At 43.2% G+C, this 22,249-nt stretch carries 18 protein-coding genes and 1 riboswitch; of the genes, 11 read left to right on the top strand and 7 right to left on the bottom strand.

Going from position 1 to position 22,249, the window contains the following annotated elements; translation table 11 throughout:
* Positions 1 to 289: 289 nt before the first annotated feature.
* From ACEW8F_RS04015 to ACEW8F_RS04005, 3 genes are all read right to left on the bottom strand, one after another.
* Positions 290 to 1,264, bottom strand: coding sequence for an alpha-ketoacid dehydrogenase subunit beta (locus ACEW8F_RS04015; protein WP_373482180.1), 975 nt, complete (start codon positions 1,262 to 1,264; stop codon positions 290 to 292).
* Entirely contained in the window at positions 1,261 to 2,247 is a 987-nt protein-coding gene (locus ACEW8F_RS04010; protein ID WP_373482179.1) for a thiamine pyrophosphate-dependent dehydrogenase E1 component subunit alpha, read from the bottom strand. The genes ACEW8F_RS04015 and ACEW8F_RS04010 overlap by 4 nt, the downstream gene beginning before the upstream one ends.
* Before the next feature lie 220 nt (positions 2,248 to 2,467).
* Positions 2,468 to 4,429: a sigma-54-dependent Fis family transcriptional regulator gene (locus ACEW8F_RS04005; RefSeq protein ID WP_373482178.1), complete on the bottom strand. Its 1,962-nt coding sequence runs from the start codon at positions 4,427 to 4,429 to the stop codon at positions 2,468 to 2,470.
* 346 nt (positions 4,430 to 4,775) lie between these two features.
* On the opposite strand from ACEW8F_RS04005, the gene ACEW8F_RS04000 reads away from it, so the two are divergent.
* Both ACEW8F_RS04000 and ACEW8F_RS03995 read left to right on the top strand, forming a co-directional pair.
* On the top strand, positions 4,776 to 5,261 hold the full coding sequence (locus ACEW8F_RS04000) for an N-acetyltransferase family protein (protein WP_373482177.1): 486 nt from the start codon (positions 4,776 to 4,778) through the stop codon (positions 5,259 to 5,261).
* Between the two features lie 36 nt (positions 5,262 to 5,297).
* Positions 5,298 to 5,837 carry a GNAT family N-acetyltransferase gene (locus tag ACEW8F_RS03995; RefSeq protein ID WP_373482176.1) on the top strand — a complete coding sequence of 180 codons (540 nt, stop codon included), beginning with the start codon at positions 5,298 to 5,300 and terminating at the stop codon, positions 5,835 to 5,837.
* Positions 5,838 to 5,887: 50 nt separating this feature from the next.
* Here ACEW8F_RS03995 and ACEW8F_RS03990 read toward each other — a convergent pair whose 3' ends face one another.
* On the bottom strand, positions 5,888 to 7,315 hold the full coding sequence (locus ACEW8F_RS03990) for a diguanylate cyclase (RefSeq protein ID WP_373482175.1): 1,428 nt from the start codon (positions 7,313 to 7,315) through the stop codon (positions 5,888 to 5,890).
* 342 nt (positions 7,316 to 7,657) lie between these two features.
* Between ACEW8F_RS03990 and ACEW8F_RS03985 the strand changes: the two genes are divergently transcribed.
* The 8 genes from ACEW8F_RS03985 to ACEW8F_RS03950 all read left to right on the top strand — a co-directional run bounded on the left by ACEW8F_RS03985 (position 7,658) and on the right by ACEW8F_RS03950 (position 16,786).
* Positions 7,658 to 8,830 carry an acyl-CoA dehydrogenase family protein gene (locus tag ACEW8F_RS03985; protein WP_373482174.1) on the top strand — a complete coding sequence of 391 codons (1,173 nt, stop codon included), beginning with the start codon at positions 7,658 to 7,660 and terminating at the stop codon, positions 8,828 to 8,830.
* Between the two features lie 82 nt (positions 8,831 to 8,912).
* Entirely contained in the window at positions 8,913 to 10,136 is a 1,224-nt protein-coding gene (locus tag ACEW8F_RS03980) for a CaiB/BaiF CoA transferase family protein (protein ID WP_373482173.1), read from the top strand.
* A 16-nt stretch (positions 10,137 to 10,152) separates the two neighbouring features.
* Complete coding sequence (locus ACEW8F_RS03975) at positions 10,153 to 11,295, top strand: acyl-CoA dehydrogenase family protein (RefSeq protein WP_373482172.1); 1,143 nt, start codon at positions 10,153 to 10,155, stop codon at positions 11,293 to 11,295.
* A gap of 13 nt (positions 11,296 to 11,308) precedes the next feature.
* Positions 11,309 to 12,097 (top strand): electron transfer flavoprotein subunit beta, encoded by a 789-nt coding sequence (locus ACEW8F_RS03970; RefSeq protein WP_373482171.1) that lies wholly within the window; start codon positions 11,309 to 11,311, stop codon positions 12,095 to 12,097.
* A 17-nt stretch (positions 12,098 to 12,114) separates the two neighbouring features.
* Positions 12,115 to 13,128 (top strand): electron transfer flavoprotein subunit alpha/FixB family protein, encoded by a 1,014-nt coding sequence (locus tag ACEW8F_RS03965; RefSeq protein ID WP_373482170.1) that lies wholly within the window; start codon positions 12,115 to 12,117, stop codon positions 13,126 to 13,128.
* Positions 13,129 to 13,147: 19 nt separating this feature from the next.
* Positions 13,148 to 14,497 carry an MFS transporter gene (locus ACEW8F_RS03960; protein ID WP_373482169.1) on the top strand — a complete coding sequence of 450 codons (1,350 nt, stop codon included), beginning with the start codon at positions 13,148 to 13,150 and terminating at the stop codon, positions 14,495 to 14,497.
* Between the two features lie 121 nt (positions 14,498 to 14,618).
* A complete protein-coding gene (fadK, locus tag ACEW8F_RS03955) occupies positions 14,619 to 16,283 on the top strand; it encodes a medium-chain fatty-acid--CoA ligase (RefSeq protein WP_373482168.1) in 1,665 nt (554 codons plus the stop codon).
* Positions 16,259 to 16,786: a hypothetical protein gene (locus tag ACEW8F_RS03950; protein WP_373482167.1), complete on the top strand. Its 528-nt coding sequence runs from the start codon at positions 16,259 to 16,261 to the stop codon at positions 16,784 to 16,786. Before fadK ends, ACEW8F_RS03950 begins: the two co-directional genes overlap by 25 nt.
* On the opposite strand, the gene ACEW8F_RS03945 is transcribed toward ACEW8F_RS03950, so the two are convergent.
* A complete protein-coding gene (locus ACEW8F_RS03945) occupies positions 16,787 to 17,674 on the bottom strand; it encodes a LysR family transcriptional regulator (RefSeq protein WP_373482166.1) in 888 nt (295 codons plus the stop codon).
* A 244-nt stretch (positions 17,675 to 17,918) separates the two neighbouring features.
* Here ACEW8F_RS03945 and ACEW8F_RS03940 point away from each other — a divergent pair, with 244 nt between their 5' ends.
* Positions 17,919 to 19,184 (top strand): MFS transporter, encoded by a 1,266-nt coding sequence (locus ACEW8F_RS03940; RefSeq protein ID WP_373482213.1) that lies wholly within the window; start codon positions 17,919 to 17,921, stop codon positions 19,182 to 19,184.
* 126 nt (positions 19,185 to 19,310) lie between these two features.
* Here ACEW8F_RS03940 and ACEW8F_RS03935 read toward each other — a convergent pair whose 3' ends face one another.
* Both ACEW8F_RS03935 and thiC read right to left on the bottom strand, forming a co-directional pair.
* Entirely contained in the window at positions 19,311 to 20,450 is a 1,140-nt protein-coding gene (locus ACEW8F_RS03935; RefSeq protein ID WP_373482165.1) for a hypothetical protein, read from the bottom strand.
* A 112-nt stretch (positions 20,451 to 20,562) separates the two neighbouring features.
* On the bottom strand, positions 20,563 to 21,855 hold the full coding sequence (gene thiC, locus ACEW8F_RS03930; RefSeq protein WP_373482212.1) for a phosphomethylpyrimidine synthase ThiC: 1,293 nt from the start codon (positions 21,853 to 21,855) through the stop codon (positions 20,563 to 20,565).
* A gap of 107 nt (positions 21,856 to 21,962) precedes the next feature.
* A riboswitch (TPP riboswitch) is annotated at positions 21,963 to 22,059 on the bottom strand.
* Positions 22,060 to 22,249 lie beyond the last annotated feature (190 nt).

Genomic DNA, 22,249 nt, shown 5'->3' with positions numbered 1-22,249 from the left:
CTCCGTATTTTTTTGATTTCATTGAGCTGTAATCTTTTAAGGATAAGATTGCAACTAGCTGTCAGATAAAGTGATAAAGCAGTACCGACAATTGTTACATCATGTTGTATGCAACAGAGCGGACACGGCGATAGCCTGCGCTAAGGCAGTCGCCAATCACAAGCTGGCTTGTAGTTGGCGACTGCCTGCGACTAATAAGAAATTTTGAATTTCTTACTAGTGTCCGATTCTGCAGCATACAACAGATTAACAATTGGTCGGTACGGGATCTCACCAATAACCTTAAAAATTAAGCCATCACTTCCTTGACGGCATTGTAGATGTCGACGTCGTTGGGCAGGACAAAGTTTTCCAGGTTGGGCGCAAAGGGAATTGGGGTATCCAGGGCGTTGACCCGTTTGATCGGAGCATCCAGATTAAAGAAGCAGGATTCTGAAATCATCGCTGCCAATTCCCCGGCAAAGCTGCCGCGTTTGACTTCTTCAGTGGCAATAACCACCCGGGTTGTTTTTTCAACCGAGCTAAAAATCATTTGCTTATCCAGAGGATAGAGGGTTCGGGGATCAATAACTTCCACGGAAATCCCTTCCTTCTCCAGTTTGGCAGCCGCTTTAAGAGCCTCATGTACCATTTTACCAGTGGCCACCACGGTAATATCAGTGCCGGCTCGTTTGATGTCGCCGACACCCAATTTAATTGGAACAATCACATCATCGACTTCGCCCTTCATGCCGTACATCGCTTTATGCTCAACGAACATGACCGGATCTTCGTCATCGATGGCGCTGAGCATTAGACCCAGGGCGTCCTGTGGGGTGGATGGGTAAACAACCTTTAATCCGGGAACATGAGTTAACCAGGCTTCTAATGACTGGGAATGCTGAGCCGCAGCACTGACACCACCGCCACCGGGTAAACGGACAACCATCGGAACGGAAATATTACCGCCAAACATATAACGCATTTTAGCAGCCTGATTGACCAACTGATCCATCCCCACAGTTAAGAAGTCAATAAACATCAGCTCGGCAATGGGGCGTAAGCCGGTGGCGGCTGAACCGACGGCACAGCCAATGATAACGCCTTCGGAAATAGGGGTATCCCGAACCCGTTTATCACCAAACTCATCGAAAAGACCGGCGGTGACACCGAAACAGCCACCAAAGGCGCCGACATCTTCTCCGAAAATACAAACATTTTCATCTTCCAGCATTCTAATCCGCATTCCTTCACGAATGGCTTCTCCATATGTCATTTGTTTCATCTTGAACGAACCTCCTCAACAATATCATAGTAAATATCTTTAACCGCACTGGATAATTCCGGATAAGCGCTGGCATTGGCAAACTCAATCGCTTCAGCAATTTCTTTAACGACGGAGTCCTGGAGTGCTTTCAGTTCATCAGCCGTTACGATTTCGCTATCGATCATGTGTTTCTCAATCCGTGGCATGGGGTCTTTTTTCATCCACATTTCCTGCTCTTCGGTGGGTTTGTATTTGCCGGCATCGCCTTCAAAATGACCCCGTTGACGGTAAGTTTTGCATTCGATGAGGGTCGGACCCTGGCCTTTTCGGGCTCGTTTAACGGCTTCAACAGCAGCTTCGTGAACCGCAATAACGTCATTTCCATCCACAGAGATGCCGGGAATACCATAGGCGCTACCGCGGTCAGCAATATCTTTAATGGCCTGATGACGGGATTGACTCATGGAAATGCCGTAGCCATTGTTTTCACAGACAAAAACAACCGGCAGTTTCCAGATGCTGGCCAGATTCATGGATTCATGGAAGGTTCCCTGATTAGTTGAGGCATCGCCAAAAAAGCAGACGCAGACCTGGTCAGTGCCCCGGTATTGAGCACTGAAACCGGCACCAACAGCCAGGTTATGGCCGGCTCCGACGATACCGTTGGCACCCAGAATACCCTTGGTAGCATCGGCAATGTGCATTGAACCGCCTTTGCCTTTGCAGTAGCCGGTTTCTTTTCCGTAGAGTTCGGCCATCATATATTTCAGATCGCCGCCTTTGGCAATGATGTGACCGTGGCCGCGGTGAGTACTGGTGATGTAGTCCTCATCGTTAAGAGCCTGGCAGACTCCGGTGGCAACAGCTTCTTCACCTAAATAAAGGTGCACAAAACCGGGGATGGCACCTTCAGCAAAAAGGTTCATAGCCTTAGTTTCAAATTCCCTGATCCGTTTCATGCGGATGTACATGTCTTTGATAATCGCTTTATCAAGTTTCATAAATTCAGTGTTCTCCTTATAAAAATTATCCAAAGATTTTGGACAGCTTATCTAATAACAAGAACCGTGCCAACTTTTAAAATCACTTGGATGTTTTTCAAAATGGCTTTGTAATAAGGTTTTGCTTGGAAATATAATTTTTTGCACAAAAAAAGATGCGCCGGATTGCTCAGGCGCATCTCACATTTGCGAATCGTTTGTCTCAAAAACAAGAAATTTCTCACATTTGAGACATATAACGATAATCTTTGATATCAATATTATATTTTTTTATTTTCCGGTAAAGTGAGGCCCGGCTTAAGCCCATCATTTCAGCTGAGGCCTCCACACTTCCGTGGGTTTCTTTCAGGATTTTTTCCAGATTGGTTTTGACCAGATCATCCAGGGTGGGGCTTGCGGCCATTGGCTGAGTCCTATTTTCTGCACCATATTTAGGTTGGGGTGTGGGCAGATAGTCTTTTGAGATAATTGGCTCGGGACACAGGTAAAAGGATCGCTCAATGTAATTCTGGAGCTCTCTGACATTGCCCGGCCAGGGATGAAGCTTAAGACCTACCAGAAAATCTTTTGAAAAGGCTTTGGTATGTTCGGGATATTCCCGGTTGAGGCGATCCAGGAAGTGGGAAGCAGCCGAGACAATATCATCCCCCCGCACCCGCAGCGGCGGAATGTGGAGATAAATCACATTTAGACGGAAAAAGAGATCTTCCCGAAAGCTTTTGTTTTTGACCTCCTGTTCCAGATTTCGATTGGTTGCGGCGATAATCCGGATATTCAGTTTGCGTTCGCTTTGGCTGCCGATTCGTGAAACCGTGTTGGTTTCCACCACCCGGAGCAGTTTGGCCTGAACTTCCAGGGGCATCTCCCCAATCTCATCCAGGAATATCGTGCCACCTTCGGCCAATTCAAATTTACCGGGCTTGCCTTCGCTGAGAGCTCCGGTAAACGCACCTTTGCAATAGCCAAAGAGTTCACTTTCCACCAGATCTCGGGGCAGACAGGCGCAGTTGACGACAATAAAGGGGCCCTGGGAAAAGGAACTGGCCTGATGAATGGCGTGGGCAAACATTTCTTTACCAGTACCACTTTCGCCTTCGATAAGGATGGATTTTTTAAACCGGGCCATTTTTTCAGCCGTTTTGATAATCATCCGCATCTGGGAGTTTTGGGTGACAATGTCATCAAAGGTATAGGTCGCCACGTTGCCGCTGACCCGGTTAACGGCACTGTGGAGGTGCTTGATTTCCCGGATGCCGATGGAGTAACCCTGAATTTTATCATTTTCCAGAATGCGCGAAATATTGGCGCTGCATTGAATTTTACGACTGCCGATATGGGCGGTGACATCGGTATAGTAGTGAGTGGTTTCGTCCATATTCCATATTTCACCATCAACATCCATTTTCTTAAAGATTTTTTTAAAGCCGATATCATTGAATTCGTCCATGTTAATCCGCAGTACCTTCTGGGCACCGACATTCATCCATTGGAGATTGAGGTTTTCATCAGTGACCAGAATCCCATCTTCGGTGCAGTCCAGGGAGGCCGACATCGATCGATAGGTATGGGATAGCGCCAGTTCATTTTCAATGCTGTAAGCTGCCGCCACGACTATCCCGAGCGTATGGGAGTGAAGCTTATGGCTTTCCCCGGACATGTTGAGCACGCCAATGATTTCCCCTTTGACATTGTGGATAGTGGTGGCGGAACAGGTCCAGGTATGATGGGGAACGCAGTAGTGCTCAGCACCCACCACATGAACAGGACCATCTTCATCCAGGGCGATACCGATAGCGTTGGAGCCGACCGCATCAGTGGTCCAGACGGTACCTTTTAAAAAACGCAGTTCGGAAGCCCGCATACTGACCACCTCATCGCCGATGGTATCCAGTAAAACACCATTTTTGTCGGTTAAAACCAAAACAAAATGGGAAGATAAAACGATTTCATAAAGGTTTTGCATGATCGGCTGAGCGATTTTGATCAGTTCCCGGTTTTCCGCCAACACCTGCTCCAATTGGCGGGCATCAATACTTTCCCCTTTACCACCGTTTACATCCATTTTTATTTTTTGGCAGTATTCCCAGGAACGCTGGATAATCGGCCGGGTATTGCTATCCAGAATTCCATGTTCAGCAAAGTTTAGCCAGTTGTTTTTGAGTTTATTCAGATCAGGTTCCATCTTAGTTAATCCTTTCTGGAAAGAATGCGGCAAAACAGCGGCGCACTGGTATTTATGCATGAATCAGGTATGAAGTTCGGGCCAAGCAACATTTGTCGGTTATTGATGATCACAACAGATGACAAGGAAGGGTATTAAAGTTTGCAGGACTTATTGATTCACATTATAGCGAAGTTTTTAAAATAAATCAAAATAATTGTAAAAAATAAGAATTGTTAAAATTTTAGGAAGCAGAGACACATCATAGTAGCTATTTGGGTTGGAGAAAAAGCGAAATTGTGCTATATTAACTAAGTAAAATGAATATCTGAGAAGATAAGTAAAAATGACAGTTCAGGAGGAGCTTATGGACATCGAAATGAGGCCGTTAGGTCCGGCGGATTTAAAACCGGCCACAGAAATTTGGAATTTTATTGTCACCGAAGCCAATAGTTTTCCCGGAAATCAGGTTCTTTGTGAAGCGGAAGCAGCCGCGATGTTTGCCCAGCAGACCGAAACAGTTTGCGCCCTCAGTGAAAATGAAGTGGTCGGACTTTACATTCTTCACCCCAACAATATCGGGCGGTGCGGGCATATTGCCAATGCCTCTTTTGGAGTTAAACCGGAATGCCGGGGCCGGGGCGTTGGCCGTTTACTGGTGGAAGATTGCCTTAAACGAAGTCGGGACAATGGTTTTAAAGGTCTCCAGTTTAATGCCGTGGTGTCTACCAATTATCCCGCCATTACCCTGTACCTGAAACTGGGTTTTAAAATCATTGGTACCATCAAAGAAGGCTATCGACTAAAAGATAACAGTTATGTGGATACCTTGATATTTCTTAAAAGCTGGTAAAGGCATTATCGCTAAGTAATAAAGACGAGAAAGGGTGTGGAATCAATCGAACTATTAAAAATGAATGAAAAGGATTTTGAAAAAATTTATGCACTGATGGAGTGCTCTTTTCCCATCGAAGAAGTCAGACCCCGGGAAAATGCCAAAGCCCAGCTTAAGGATTCTCATTACACGATTTGGATTTCAAAAAATGAAGCAGATCAAATCCTTGGTTTTATTGCCGAGTGGGATCTGGGATCCAATATATTTCTGGAACATTTTGCGGTGGACCAAACTCTGCGGGGAGCAGGAATCGGTTCCAAAATGATGGCGGCCTATTTAGCCCGGGCGACAAAGCCGGTGGTGATAGAGGTGGAAGATGAAAAAACTGAAATCAATATAAGACGAATTGGTTTTTATCAGCGGTTGGGCTTTCACCTGTCCGAATATGGCTATGATCAGCCGGTGATGCGTGGCGATGTGAGTAAAAAAATTTCCCTGAAGTTGATGACTTATCCGGATCCCCTCACAGCCGTAGGTTTTGAGCATTTCAGACAGCAGGTATTTACCAAAATTTATAAAATTATCAAAGAATAACAAAAAAAGGATGGATTGCGCAGGCAATTCATCCTTTTTTAGTCTTTATTTTAGAGCAGCGTAACCTGATTTTTGCCGTTGGTCTTAGATTCATAAAGTGCCTGGTCGGCTCGACGAATGATGGTATCTTCGGTGTCAATATCAATGGCCTGGGTTACTCCGATGCTGACAGTGATGTTGAATTCAGAGAGCAACGGATCATTGACAATTTCAAGCCGTAGCGCTTCAAGCTTTTCAGTGGCTAAAACCCCAGGAAGGTAAATGATACCACTGAACTCGTCACCACCCCAGCGGGTGATGAGATGATCGCTGAGGGCTGCCTTGCAAAGCGTCATCACATGTTTTAAGATCTTGTCTCCCTGCAAATGGCCATGGGTATCATTGACGTCTTTAAAGTGATCCAGGTCCAGCAGGAAAACCGACCAGAGCGGTTGATCGTCACCTGTTTGGGAGAGGGTGGTTTTTAAATTTTCGTCAAAATCCTTCCGATTGGAGAGAATACCCAGATTATCCAGCAGTGCCAGCTTTTTCATCTGGTTATCATTTTTATTGATGATCCGCTGAACAATGATCAGCACTGAGGCCAGGACCAGGATGACAACAAAGAGGTCATAATACAATTGTTGATTAAAGGACTGAGCCAGTTCCGAGGTATCTTTTCGGACAATCAGATACCAGTCCAGTTCTTCAATGTAATGACTGATAATATATTGCTGATTGTATAAGTTGTCATCGTTAAATACGTTGATGGTGTCAGTTTTATTATACAAATCGGGGCCAATAACGGAATAGCTTTGCAGATCGTTGATGTTCTGATTTTTAATTAGATTGGGATCGGTATGGGCTTGGATCAACCCCTCTTCATCGACCAGGAAGGCTTCCAGATCATAGTCCCGTTCAAAATTTTCAAGAAGCTCCTGAACATAGGTCATTTCAATGCCAACTCCGGCGACACCCAGAAGGTTGCCCTGATCATCTAGTATTTTGCAGTTGATAAAGATAGTCAAGCGTTGGTTGTCAACCTGATCCTGATCCACATCCAGGATATAAAGTTTATCCTGACTGATAAAATCGTAATACCATTGGTCATGTTCATCTTGTGGTGAAATCGTTTTGAATAAGCCATTGTAATGAAAATAGTTCAGTGACTTGGCTGAAATCAGAAAGACCGAATGATAATTATATTTGTTCCGGATGCCCGCCAGATAGTCAGTAATTAGCTGATTATTTTGAGGTTCTTCCAGTTGGAGCCATTGCTTGACAAAACTGTCGTTGGCCATGGTCAGGCTCACAAAAATCGGCTTGGTCAGTTCGTTGTTGATTTCTGAATAGATATTGGTGGATGTCAGTTTAGAAATATTCAGCACATCATCTTTGATGATTTTGCTGTAGGTTGTAAAGCTGAAGAATACAATGGCTACGATACCAATGAGTATGATCAGTGAGATCAGCAGTCCGACTTTATTGCGTTGTTTCATAATATCCTCATTCGTTTAATTTTACTTCAATTTTTATCATTAAACCTACTTATTGTCAATAGAGATCCACGTCGCAGAAAAAAGAGAGAAGCTGAATTTTATCAGAAAGATCAAAGAATTTGGGACGGAATTCAGATGTAGGCAGAAATCAAAGTAATAAATTAACGAGAATTTAATAATATATCATGTCTACCCAGGTAGTTCAAGATAAATAACGATTCATAGGTGTAAACGATAAATAAGTGAGAAAACCGCTAAAAATAGCGATTGGATATGTTGAAACGGTCCGTTATATAATAAAAGCAACCAAAAGATTGTTAAAAAAACAACGAGGAGGAAGAAATGGCAAAATTAAATGAACAAGAATTTCAAGCATATCTGAAACAGATTAGAGCATTGGCGGAGGGTCCTTTTGAAGAAATTCAAAAAGAGGTTGAAGTAACAAATAAATTCCCACAGGAATTCTTTGATCTTTCAATCAAAAATAATTTATATCGATTCAGTTTACCAGAACAATATGGTGGCTGGGGTTTAGACGAATTGCAGATTCTTCAAGTACAGGAAGAATTCAGTCGTGGACCAGGGGGAATGCGGATGCATCTTCACTATGCGGCCGATATGAACTGGCGAATTCTTGACGATTTTGGCAGCAAAGAATTAAAAGATGAGTACATGAGTCAATTTGCCGATAAAACCGTCTTCACCTGTTTCGCATTAACTGAAGAAACCGGTGGAACCGGAGCAGATTTGCATACGGTGGCGGTCAAAGATGGCGATGACTATATTTTAAATGGCGAAAAATTTCTAATCTCACATACCGACTGTTGTGAGTTTGCTTATGTCTTTGCCGTTACTGATCCCAATGCCGATAAAGATAAAAGACTATCTGGTTTCTTTGTTCCAATCAACACCCCAGGCTATGAAATTGTACCGATGCCTCATATGATGGGTTGTCGTGGCGCCGGACATGCGGGACTAAAATTCACAGACCTGCGCCTAAATAAGAAATACCTGTTAGGGGAAGAAGGCGACGGTTTAAAAATTGCCATGCATTCTTTATCTGTATCCCGGGCCCATATCGGCGTGAGCAACCTTGGAATGGCCCAAAGAATGTTGGAAATGACCATTGCCAGAGCAAAAGATCGGGTCACTTTCGGAAAACCATTAGTCGCACGACAAGCTATTCAACAAAGCATTGCCGATATGGGAACCGAAATTCATGCCTGTCGATTGATGGTTTATGATTTTGCAAAAGATTTTGAAGCCGGTAAAGACATCGAAATGAAAGCAGCGATGTGTAAACTGCATAGTATCAATACCGTAAAACTGGTATCAGACTACATGCTGGAAATATTCGGTGGGATCGGATACTTTGAAGATTGTGTTTACGGTCCGGTTGAACGATTATACCGGGATTGCCGGGCAATGTGGTTGGAAGAAGGACCACGAACGGTTCAACGTTTAACGGCATCCAGAAAACTAATTGCCAGCGGCGGCGTCATTGAGATTGACTAATAATTTTCAGTAGCTTTTTAACATAGCCTTTCGATACGATTCGAAGGGCTATGTTTACAAATGGAGAAATAAGGAGAGAAGTATGGAACCTTTAAAAGGCGTAAAAGTCATAGATTTAACAACTTATTTGGCTGCTCCAACGACGGTACGGGTGATGGGTGAGTGGGGAGCTGATTTGATAAAAGTGGAAGCTCCTAAAGGTGACCCGGCTAGAGAACAGGGAGCAGTTTTTAATATGCCCTTTACCGATGATGAAAACCTGGCGTTTGATGTGGCGAATATGGACAAACGTTTTATTACGATCAATTTAAAAACGGAGCGCGGTCTGGAAGTGATGTACAAGCTGTTGGCAGCAGCCGATGTATTTGTTACTAATACCAGAACCAAGGGATTAGTTAAGCTGGGATTGGATTATGACACGTTGAAAGAAAAATTTCCCAGACTGATTTTTGCGCAGGTGACCGGATATGGTGAAAAAGGCCCGGATAAAGATAAACCGGGATTTGATGCGACCTGTTACATGGCCAGAGGCGGGGTTTTAGGGACAACCGTTGATAAGGGTGGGTCGCCCATGAATCCACCCAATGGATTTGGAGATTTTCAGGTTTCCCTTGCTCTGTTGGCGGGAATTTGCGGGGCGCTATACAATCGCGAAAAAACCGGTAAAGGGGAAAAGGTGACGGTCGGACTTCAACACGCTGCTTCCTTTATGTTAAGCGTCGCAATGATCTCCGCACAGTATGGCAATCAATATCCCAAAAGCCGGAGAGAAGTAGTGAATCCGTTTAATAACTGTTACCGGACTAAGGATGACAAATGGGTGATTATGTGCTGCCCGGAATATGATCGGGATTTCAATAAAATTATGGCTCTGTTAAAACTTGATGATATGGTAGACAATTCCAGATATACCAATTGTGCCCAGCTCAATGCCAATAACCGCAACAGTGAAGTTATCGACAAACTGGATGAAGCGATTGCACAGTTTAACCGGGTGGATCTGGTGAAAATGCTTTCTGACAATGAACTTCCCTGTGAGGCGGCAAATGAACCTTTGGATGTGTACGAAGATGAACAAGTATGGGCAAACAATATTTTGGCCAAGGTCGATTATCCCTCCGGCCAGCGGATGGTTCCCACTAATCCAATTTTATTTGAATCGATGCCGGAACCACGGCTTGAAACCTGTCAACCGCAGGGTGCCCATACCCAGGAAATCATGAAAGAACTCGGCTACAATGATGCTCAGATTAATGAGTCCATCGAACAGGGTGCAGTAGCTGGATTAAAACTTCTAAAAAAATAAAGGAGGGTTGAAATAGATGAGTTTATTATATACCGAAGAACAAAAAGCACTGATTGCACTTGTAAAAGAGATGGCGGAAAATGAGATCAAGCCATTTGTTCAGGAATTGGATGAAAAAGGTGAGTGCCCAAGGGATTTATTCAAATGGGCATTTGATATGGGTCTGCACATGTTGGAAATACCGGAGGAGTACGGCGGAACCGGTTTAAGTTATGAAACAACAGCGATGATTTTTGAGGAACTGGCAAAAGTTGATGCAGGTTATGCGATTACGTTGGTAACGACGTTCGTAGCGCTTAGAAATGTAATCCTTTCCGGAACACCGGAACAAGGGAAGTACTTTGCTGATATTATTGGCAAGGGAAACTTTGCCGCCTTTGCTTTAACGGAACCCAATGCCGGTTCTGATCCGGCGGCGTTAAGAGGGACAGCCGTTAAGGATGGTGATGATTATATTTTAAATGCGGCCAAAACGTTCATCACTAACGGTGAAATTGCCGCCTTGTTTGTCGGGTTCTTTAAGACTGATACCGAAGCTGGTCATAAAGGGATTTCAGCCTTTATTATTGATGCCGATGCGCCGGGAATTACCATTGGAAAACATGAAAACAAAATGGGTCTGCGCCTTTCAAATACTACCGATGTGACCTTTGAAAATGTCAGAGTACCAGCTTCCCGGATGGTTGGGCCAGAAGGATCGGGTTTCAAATTGGCATTAAATGCTTTAAATTTATCCAGAGCGTTTGTGGCCACCATGGCAGTTGGAATTATGCAACGCGCATTGGATGAATCCGTGAAGTATGCCAAAGAAAGAAAACAATTTGGTCAGCCGATTATCAAATTCCAGATGGTTCAGCAGATGCTGGCGGATATGGCGATCAAAACAGAAGCCTCCCGAGTGCTGGTTAATAATACCATGCGGATGATGGATCATGGCAGTCTGGTTCGAAAAGAAGGATCAATCACAAAAACGTTTGTCTCAGATTGCGCCCAGGAAGTCACATCCAATGCCGTTCAGATTTTTGGTGGATATGGATACAGTAAGGAATATCCAGTTGAAAAGCTAATGCGGGACGCTAAGATATTTCAAATTTTTGAAGGCGCCAATCAGATCCAGAGACTGACCATCGCCAGTGAATTAGAACGAGAATATAAGTAAAGGGGGAGCGAAAATGAATATTGTTGTTTGTGTAAAACAGGTTCCGGATACAACTGAAATAAAAATTGATCCGGTTAAAAATACGCTGATTCGTCAAGGGGTTCCCAGCATTATGAATCCGTTTGATAAGAATGCTTTGGAAGAAGCACTGCAGTTAAAAGAACAGTACGGCGGGATGGTAACGGTTATTTCGATGGGGCCGGAACAGGCTAAGGTAACGCTGCGAGAAGCGCTTTCGATGGGAGCGGACCAGGCTTATCTGGTAACCGATCGGGCATTTGGCGGATCGGATACCTATGCTACCAGTTATATTCTGTCAAAGGTCATTCAAAAGCTGGGTCCATTTGATGTAATCATGGGCGGAAAACAAGCCATCGATGGTGATACCGGGCAAACCGCTCCCAGTATTGCCGAACACCTGGGCATTGCCAGACTGCCCCATATATTAAGTATTAAGATTGACGGCAAAAAATGTACGGTTGAACGGGAAATCGAAGAGGGTGTGGAGATTGTTGAAGCGAAACTGCCGATTCTATGCACCGCCACAAAAGAAACAAACAAACCCCGATATGCGACGATTAAACAAAAAATAGCATCGTTAAAAGCTGAAATACCGAATATTACGCTGGCAGACTTACCGGGTATGGACACAACGAAAATTGGTTTAAAGGGATCACCAACCCGTGTAAAATCAACCTTCACACCAAAGCGCCAGGCTTGCTGCGAAATACTGGAGATCATCAATCCCCGGGAAACGGCAAAGGTACTGTTTGGCAAACTGGCAGAAGCAAAAATATTATAAAAAGGGGGGATCAGAATATGAATTTAAAACAATATCAGGACGTATGGGTATTTATGGAGTGTTTTCAGGGACAGCCAAAAGATGTTGGTTTTGAACTGTTGGGACAGGGTCGATTGCTGGCAGATGCCTTGAAACAAAAACTGTGTGCAGTGGTGATCGGAAAAGATGTTGATGATGGTATTAAAGGTGCCACCGAGTACGGTGCCGATATCATCTATGCGGTACAGGGCGATGAGTATGAGAATTATTCATCGGATGCCTATGGGCATGCCTTTTTGGAGTTATGTGCCAAATATCATCCTAACACAATTCTGATTGGGGCAACAGCAAATGGCCGAGATTTAGGATCAAAGCTTGCTATCTGTTTAAAAACAGGGCTAACGGCAGACTGTACCGCATTGAGCGTGGAAGAAGACACGGGCAATGTTGTTTGGGAAAGACCGGCCTTCGGGGGCAATTTGTATGCCCGCATTCTCTGCAGTGAAACAAGACCGCAAATGGGAACCGTAAGACCGGGTGCCTTTAAAAAACCGGAAAAAGCTCAGAACCGCATGCCGGTGATGATTCGTGAAGATATCCACACCAAAGCAGAAAATATTTTGACAAAGGTGATAGATTTTATTAAAGCCAATGACGAGTCGGGAATTCGCCTGGAAGAAGCGGAATATATTGTCTCCGGCGGACGCGGTCTCAAAGGCCCGGAAAATTTTACGATGCTAAAGGAGCTAGCAGATTTGCTGGGGGGAACGGTAGGCGCTTCCCGGGCATCGGTTGATGCCGGCTGGATTCCTCAAAGCAAGCAGGTGGGGCAAACCGGTAAAACTGTATCCCCAAAAGTTTACATTGCCTGCGGCATTTCAGGGGCAGTACAGCATTTGGCCGGGATGACCGAGTCCGATACCATTATTGCCATCAATAAGGATGCCACCGCTCCAATTTTTGAAGTGGCTGATTACGGCATTGTCGGTGATGTTTTTGAAATGATCCCGGCCATGATTAAAGAAATGAGAGTTGCAAAAAATCTCGATTAGAAAATGAAAGGAAATTTCGATGAGTAATGGAAAAAAAGCAAATGTCCAATTGGCAGACGCTCCTGGAGTAGCGGCGGTACCATTAGAATTGGAGGAAAAAAAAACAAATGTGCGATGGGCCGTAGCGGTTGTACTGGCACTTTCCTTCATGGCAATGTTTATGGGAAGAACAGTCTTTTCAGTATCCGGAAAAGCAATCATGGAACAATATGGCTGGACCTCAGCGCAGTTTGGCTATGCGTCTACAGCATTCTTTATCGGTTATATGATTACAATGGTTCCGTCTGGATCAATTGCAGATAAGTATGGGGCCACCAAGGTATTGATAATCAGCTTGCTGTTATCAGGAGTGTTTACGTTTTTCACACCGATAATTGGAATATCCATGTTTCTGATGATTCTGGTACGCGTTTTAGAGGGGGCCGCACAGGGTTGTATTGTACCGGGAGCCATGTCAAATTTAGGCAAATGGTTTCCCAAAAAAGAATTCGGAGTAGCCTCAGCACTGGTTCAGGCAGGCTGCCCCTTGGGTTCGGCACTCAATATGTATATTGCAGCAGCGATGTTGCCAATGATTGGATGGAAAAATCTATTTTATATGTATGCCATCATTTTTCCGCTCTGGTGTATTGTTTGGGTTCTGGTAGGGAAATCTTCTCCAAAAGAACACAAACGGGTGAATCAACAGGAAATTGAGTGGATTCAACAGCGTCCAGCAGGTCAGGAACATACAAAGCCAGTTGTTATTACCAAAGCGGATATCTTTAAAACACCGGCAGTGTGGTTAATGTGTTTATCGTATGGATGTGCAGTATATATGTACTTCTTTGCCACAACATGGTTGCCCAATTATTTTACGATTGGTCGCGGGATGAGTATCAGTGCGGGTGCGATGCCGTATATTGTCGGGTTCTTTGCGTATTTTGTCGGTGGCTTTATTGCAGATGGTGCCTCTAAAAAATTTGGCGATAAGATTGGTCGGAAATTAGTGCAAGTTGTCGGGATGATCGGTGCTGCCGTATTTATCTTTATTGGGGCGAACGCCACCGATCCAACTTTTGTTGTGGCAGCAGTATCCTTATCTTATGGATTTCTTTGTCTGACAATGGGTGGTTATTTTTCAGTGCCTTCGGCGATCTGTCCTGCTAATGTAGGGGTATATTCTGGATTGGCCGGTATTATTGGAGCGATAGCAGGAATTTTGGCACCGACCGTTACTGGCCTTGTTGTAGATGCGGGTCTAAATGCCGGTGCAAGCAATGCTGTCGCATATGGATACGCCTTATGGGTTTGTGCCGCTGTTTGTATTGTTGGTTCAGTGTTGGCTTTAGTAGCCAAACTTGATCCGGTCAAACCTAGCAATGGATAGGATCAATTAGATCTGAGCGTTAAAGATGTTCAGGCAGTAATGCAGATCTGGATATTAAGCATTACTGCCTGATAGCTGATATTTGGTATACTCTTCTGAAATAAAAGGGGATAAAAGAAGAATGAAAATAAACAGACATCAAAAAGAATTGTATGAAGAATTGGGCTACTGGGGAGATGCGACGCTTTTAGATTATTGGAATCGGACAGTTGCTGAAAATGGGAATCGTGAATTCGTAGTGGATGATTTGGGTAATCGGTTGACATATGATGAGATCGATGAGAAAGCTGATATTATCGCTTCTTATCTAAAAAAGGCGGGAACTATTTCAGGTGATACGGTATCCTATCAATTGCCAGTTTGGAATGAATTTGTTTTTATTACCATTGCGTGTTTAAAGGTCGGTGCAGTTATCAATCCCATTGGGATGTGTTATCGGGGAAAGGAACTGGAATATTTATTAAACTTGTCACGAACTAAGGTTTTCTTTTGCCCAACCTGGCATCACAAAACAAACTATGAAATTTTGATCGAGAGAGCAATAAAAAGTTTGGCTAATCTTGAGCGTGTCATTTTGCTGGATAATTGTGGAGAAAAAGCTGGCAATACAATTACATTGAAAGAAATTTTAAGTGAAAATCGACATCATGAAATAAAAAAAGAAAATGAAAAAAAGGTCAATAGTAATGATGTTGCAGTGATTCTTTTTACCTCTGGGACAACTGGAGGTGTAAAAGGAGTGATGTTAACCCATAATAATATTATATTCAGTGAGAAATTTTTTAATAAAGAACTGGGGATAACAAAAAATGACATCATGTTTATGCCAGCGCCGCTTAATCATGCCACTGGTTTTCACCACGGGATTATTGCTCCCATGCTGATGGGTGCAAAAGTTGTATTGCAGAGTAAGTTTGCAAGCCTGAAAGCGATCGATCTGATTAATCGTGAGCAATGTACTTATTCCATGGGTTCGACGCCTTTTATTTATGATATTTTAAAGGATATCAAGAACGGAAATAATCGATTGGACACACTCAAGTTTTATCTTTGTGGTGGGGCACCCATACCTGGGGATATGGTGAATTGTGCTGATCAATACGGCATTAAACTATGTGAAGTTTATGGTTCAACGGAAAGTGTCCCCCATGTGTTTGTCAGACCAGAAGAAACACTGGAATCACGAGGACGTACATCAGGCAGACCGATGGAAGGGATAGAAGTTCGAATTGTCGATGATAATAGACAGGATGTTCCGTTAGGTACCATAGGGGAGGAAGTATCTCGGGGGCCGAATGTTTTTGTTGGTTATTTGAATGATAAGGTAGCTACTGAAAAGGATTTGGATGATGAAGGATGGTTTTACAGTGGGGATCTTTGTGTAGCAGACGAAAAAGGGAATATTAAAGTGATTGGAAGAAAAAAAGATATCATTGTCAGAGGGGGAGAAAACCTTAATACGAATTCTATAGGTGATTACATATCAAAACACCCGGATATTTTAGACCAGGCAGTTATTGCAATGCCAGACGAACGTCTTGGCGAAAGAATTTGTGCATATGTGGTTTTGAAAAAGGGAAAAGAAGGGATGGATTTAAAAAAAATTCAAAGCTTCTTGCAGAAGAAAAGAATACCCAAACGTTATTGGCCGGAACGGCTGGAAAAGATTGATGCGATTCCACGGACAGATAGTGGCAAAGTAAAGAAAAATATGTTAAGAGACGATTTAAAAAAACGGATGCAGAAATTGGAGGAAGCGGATTGCAGGAACAGAAATTTGGCATAAAAAGATCCCGAGAAACTACAAAGCCAAAGGCTGAATGTCCTGAGATACACTTTTATCAATGTGGCAATTGTAAAAGTATGGTCCAGATTATGGGATATCCAACGAACGAGTTTAAATATTGTTGTAATAGCACAATAAAAGAATTGGTGCCTATTAATGTGGCAGAAATCAAAGAGAAGGTGTTGATTGATTACCGGATTGTTGGCGGCTATAATGATAATGCGATTGAGGTAAGCTGGGAAATTGTTGATAAAAAAAATCATGAACGTATGGAGTGGATTTACATTAAAACGTTTACAGGTGGACAAATAAAGTATGCCGTAAATACGTTGAAAAATTCCTTTTTATTTGCACTTGCGGATGAAGATGCTTATGTGTATTGTGATGAAGATCCCTGTCTGGAATGTACATTCCGTTGCAAAAGGGGATTTACGATTTTTGCATATCTAAAAAATGGCGGACTGATAAGAATACCAATCGAGAGAATGAAGGCAAGCTGGTAGTTATTCAGGCAAACGGCACTCATTTTGCAAGATATAATTTATAAATGATTTGACATGTAAAGTGTGATAGCTGTTATTGTTCATCACAAGATAGATCAACCGGGCATTGAGAGGGATATCCAGGGTAATCATTTTCAAATCGTGAAACTGATGTAAAAATGGGGTGCGAGCAGTGATGGCAGCATTATCAGTCGTTGAGACAATCCCACCGATTGAGATTTCATCGTCGTACGCATAAAGTGCTTTGAGCTGATTTGCCTTTAGATATTTTCGGATTGTTTTTCCAATGGGTAAACATTGACGATAGGTGATCAGTTTATATCCGGAAAGCTCTTTAAGGCAGATTGAGCTTTTCTCAGCAAGAGGATGGTTGTTATTAACCAGCAAAATGAGCTCTTGTGCCATAATCGGATGAAAATCGAGCTTTGGTTTATTTTCTACATAGGAACAGAAACCAACATCATATTTTTCAGATTCGATCCCCTTGATTAATTCGAGAGTCATGCCATGGAAAACATTAAATTGTGTTTTAGAGTCGATGGATTTCAGGAAACCATTGATTGATTTTGGAAGAAAATCCCCGGCCAGTGTTGGGATACAGCCCAGGTCAATGACACCACCATAAGAATCAGATCTTTCTTTGGCTTTTTCGATGCCTTTTTCCAGTTCAATTAATGATAAACAGACATACTGGTAAAACTCTTTACCATATTTTGATAACTTGATATTCCGCCCATGACGTTGAAATAATGTAATGCCGAGTTCTTCTTCAAGAGACGAAATTGCGCCACTTAAACTAGGTTGGGTTATAAATAATTCTTTTGATGCCTGGGTGTAATGTTCTAATTCAGCTAGTTTTTTAAAATAATACAGTTGATTAAGATTCATAAGATACCTCCTGGAATAATTATTTAGTGATAAAATAACGAATAAACATAAAAGAATTGTTTGTGAAAGAGGATTGTTAGAGTTTAAATAAATTTGAATATCGGAAATATACTAACATAGATCTGAGAAGTATTCCAGAAAAACAAAGAAGAATTTAAACGTTTAAACAAAAATTAAAATAGCAATAGAAAGGGGAAATAAGGTGGGCATAAAGAAGAACAATAAAAGATGGAGAATCGTTTTTATGTTGACAATCTGTTATATCGTTTTATACATGGATCGGTCATGTATGTCGATGGCCGGACCTTCCATGATGAAATATTATAATTGGAATGCTACGCAATTTGGTTTAGTTTCTACCGCTTTTTTTATGGGTTACGTTTGTACTCAATTACTAGGTGGATGGTTGGCAGATCGCTTTGGTGGAGGAAAAATTGTGATGTTTGGAGCTATTTGGTGGTCAATATTTGTTTTTATTACGCCGTTCGGAGCAACACTGGGTTTAATGATTGCCATACGTATCTTTATGGGAATGGGCGAAGGGGTTTCTTTGCCGGCTATGTCTACGATTATTGCCCAATGGATACCTAAAAAAGAATCAGGTTTAGCTTGGGGAGTCAGCATCATGGGGGTTTCAATCGGTATTGCCTTAGCGATGCCACTTTCTGCTTGGATCATTAATGTTTGGGGGTGGGAAATGGTATTTCATGCGTTTGCCTTATTGGCTCCGATTTGGGTAATCATCTGGTGGAAATTTGGAAAAGATAAACCAGAAGATCATCCGACAGTGAGCGATGAAGAGCTTACATATATTCGGTCAGATCAGGGACTTCAAATGGATAATTCAGGCAAGCTTGTCGAGTTGACAACTAAAGATATATTTTCTACACCATCGGTATGGACTGGAGCTATTTCATTTTTCTGCACAAACTATTTGTTCTATTTATTTATGACCTGGTTACCTACTTATTTTGTCAAAGGACGAGGGTTTGAAATGAGTACAAGTGCCATATACACCATGATGCCTTATATTGTTGCGACGATTACTTATCCGCTGGGGGGATGGTTGGCCGATAAAGCAGCAAATAAATTTGGGCATAATATGGGGAGAAAACTATTTCCCCTGCTGGGGATGGTTGGTGCCGGGATATTATTGGTCTTAGGATCCCAGGCCCCTACGCCTGTAGCAGCGGTGGCTTTTATCTCTGCATCAAATGGATTACTGTGTTTGACAATGGGGGGATATTATTCCATGCCAATCGTTTTTTCGCCAAAGAATGCCGGAAAGATTACCGGTCTTTATGCAACCTGTGCGACCATTGGCGGTATTGTTGCACCTTTATTAACGGGAATCATTGTGGATCATTATGGATATAATTATGCTTTATATTTAGGTGCAGGTATATCCATAATTGGTGCGTTTATTTTATTGACAAGCCAGGTACAACCCATCGTACCTATTTTTGAGCGACAAAGAAAAAATCAACATATGATTATCGATAACGAATAAGAAGAAACGCCCTTTATCACAAATGATTGTTTAAACAATCATTTGTGATAAAGGGCGTTTGAATCGATGCGATATGTGTTTGATCATTGATCAGGAATCTAAATACCAATGGATTGATTGCCAGAATTAGATGACCAGATCAATGTGCTGGATGGTTCCGGCAGAACCGTCTTCGTTGAGATAGATCCCAGTTCGCTGCAGTTGCGCATTGGTTTGATTGTCAGCACCTTTAAGAGCAAAGCTGGTGCTGACGTTGCCCAGATAAATGGCGCCCACGCCTTTTTGACCCAGGGCCATCAAAACATCTTTGCCGGCGGAATCCTTGGACCAGATCTGCAGTTTATCATAGATGACGTCATTTTCGTCAATCCAGTTATTGCCATCCGCATCGTATTTAGCCAAATCATCAAAACCGTTGCCACTTTGCGGGCCGAAGAGTTCGCTGCCGTCATTGATTTTTCCATCATTGTTTGAATCCAGGGCCAGGAAGCCACTGCCAGGGCCAACAAAGGAAATTTGATCCAGGGTGCCGTTGGCATCAATATCAAAGGCATATTTTTCTGCGGTAACCGAGGCGCTGCCGGTATCGTAGTTAATCACCAGTGGATCAACTTGAACGGGTTGATTGCCACCCTGAATGTTAAGATTGGATTGGGACATAAATTCCCGGCTGAGATTTAACTGCAGATCGATATTGATCTGTCGCCCATCAGCGGTTGTGACGGCTGCCTGAGCCTGAAATGAAGTGCTTTGGGATTCATAATGGGTGACGCTCTGATTGTATTCAAAGCCGCCACCGGAAGAACTGCTGGCACTGCTGCGGGGTTGGGTACCGGCTAAACCCTGAGCCCATCCGGCGGCGGCTGTTAGCAGCGAATTTCGGTTGGCATAGGCGCCCTGGATGGCCTGGCTCATTTTCGGATCTTCCAGCGTTGCTTTTTTAGGCATCACAAATTTTATTTTTTTCTTGGTTAAGGCTTCAATCATCCGCTTCAATAAGGTTAGTTGCTGTTCTTCTTTGCTGGACAGCGAAGCGGTTTCATCTTCTGCGGGCACCGTTGACACCGGGGTTTGCGTGTTTAATGGCAGATTTCGAGCCTTTTCTGATAATTCAAAGGTATCCATCCCCTTGGCAGAAGAATTGGTTATGGTTGTAGTTTTAGAGTTACCCTGAGCATCCCAGGTTCTCAAAGACTCGACAGCTTTAGTTGCTTCCTTATAACTGCTTTGGCTGGCCATTGCGACGGTTGAACTTTCGATTTTCATAAATCCACCTCCATGTTTTTACGAAAAGACCACGCCCCCAAAAGACGCAATCCGTTAAAACTAATATCGGCAGATTGAAAAAAAAGATAAGGACTAAATTAAATAAAGTTGATTAATTCTCAGGGCGAAGAGCGACTGTTTTTCCTTCAAGAATCATGTTGGTGGTTCGCACCGCGCACATTTTGCCGCACATCGAGCAGCTGTGTTTTTCTTCGGTGGGCGTACTTTCATAATAGGCTCTGGCTTTTTCACCATCAATGGCCAGCTCAAACATGGTCTCCCAGTCAATTTGCCGCCGGGCATCGGACATTTTGTTATCCCAGTCGCGGGTATTGGGGATGCCCTTGGCAATGTCGGCAGCATGGGCGGCAATCTTCGTAGCAATGATGCCTTCCTTAACATCATCGATATCCGGGAGCCGCAAATGCTCGGCGGGGGTCACGTAGCAAAGAAAATCGGCGCCGTTGGCGGCGGCGATAGCACCGCCGATGGCAGCGGTAATATGGTCGTAGCCCGGAGCGATATCGGTAACTAATGGGCCGAGAACATAGAAGGGCGCATTGTAACAGAGCTTTTTCTGAATAACCATATTGGCGGCAATCTCGTTGATACCCATATGGCCGGGACCCTCAACCATCACCTGGACATCTTTGGCCCAGGCCCGTTTGGTCAGATGACCCAGTTCAATCAGCTCGCTAAGTTGAGAAGCATCGGAGCTGTCGTCAATGCAGCCAGGGCGCAGGGCGTCCCCCAAACTGATGGTGACATCAAACTCCCGGAGAATCTCCAGGAGTTCATCGTAGTATTCGTAGAAGGGATTTTCGTTGCCAGTCATCTCCATCCAGGCAAAGAGCAAAGAGCCACCCCGGGAGACAATATTAGTTCGCCGGCCATCGCGCTTAAATGCTTCGACTGCCCGTTTATTAATGCCGGCGTGAATGGTCATAAAATCTACCCCTTCTTCGGCATGGGCCCGGACCACCCGCATAAAATCCTGAGGGGTAATTTCCAGCAGATCTTTTTCCAGATAGCCGATGGCATCATACATCGGAACCGTACCGATCATTGCCGGGGACATTTCAATGAGTTGTTTTCTGAAGGTATTGGTTTTCCCATAATTACTTAAATCCATGATGGCTTCGGCCCCGAATTTTAAAGCGAGTTTTACCTTCTCCAGTTCGGCGGAATAGTCTTTGCAATCCCCGGATACGCCCAGATTGACATTGACCTTTGTTTTCAGACCGGTGCCGATACCTTCTGGAGAAAGGGAATAATGCCAGACGTTGGCTGGTATGGCAACCTGACCGCAGGCGACCAGGCCCATGAGTTTATTAACATCCATTCCTTCTTTTTGCGCCACTGTTTCCATTTCCGGGGTGATAATCCCCTTTTTGGCCGCATCCATTTGAGTTTTGTAATTCTTCACAATATTTTCCTTTCAGATTTAAAATTTTGCGGATAAAAAAAGTGCTTTCCCGAATAGGAAAGCACTGAAAGTACGTATTAGAAAATCAGCTAAAACGCCTTGCATCCCTACGCTAGTATTAACTAACAGGTTCAAAGGGTCAGGTTTTAACCTTCTCAACAATAAGTCCCCCCGCAAATGAGTATTTAATTGTGAGTATTATATCATCTGCAATATAAATGTCAAGATGAAAGACTGATTTAAGCCAATAATAGTTTGGTAAATTGGTCGGAGATCATGAAAATTAATAAATAGGGACTGTCATTTTTGCCTGATTATTGTTATGATAGGAACAATAAGATTCAATTCAATTAATAGAGCAAAACGAAAAAGA

The organism is Acetobacterium sp., from assembly GCF_041752335.1.
GTDB lineage: Bacteria > Bacillota > Clostridia > Eubacteriales > Eubacteriaceae > Acetobacterium.
This window is presented reverse-complemented; position numbering and strand designations above follow the sequence as displayed.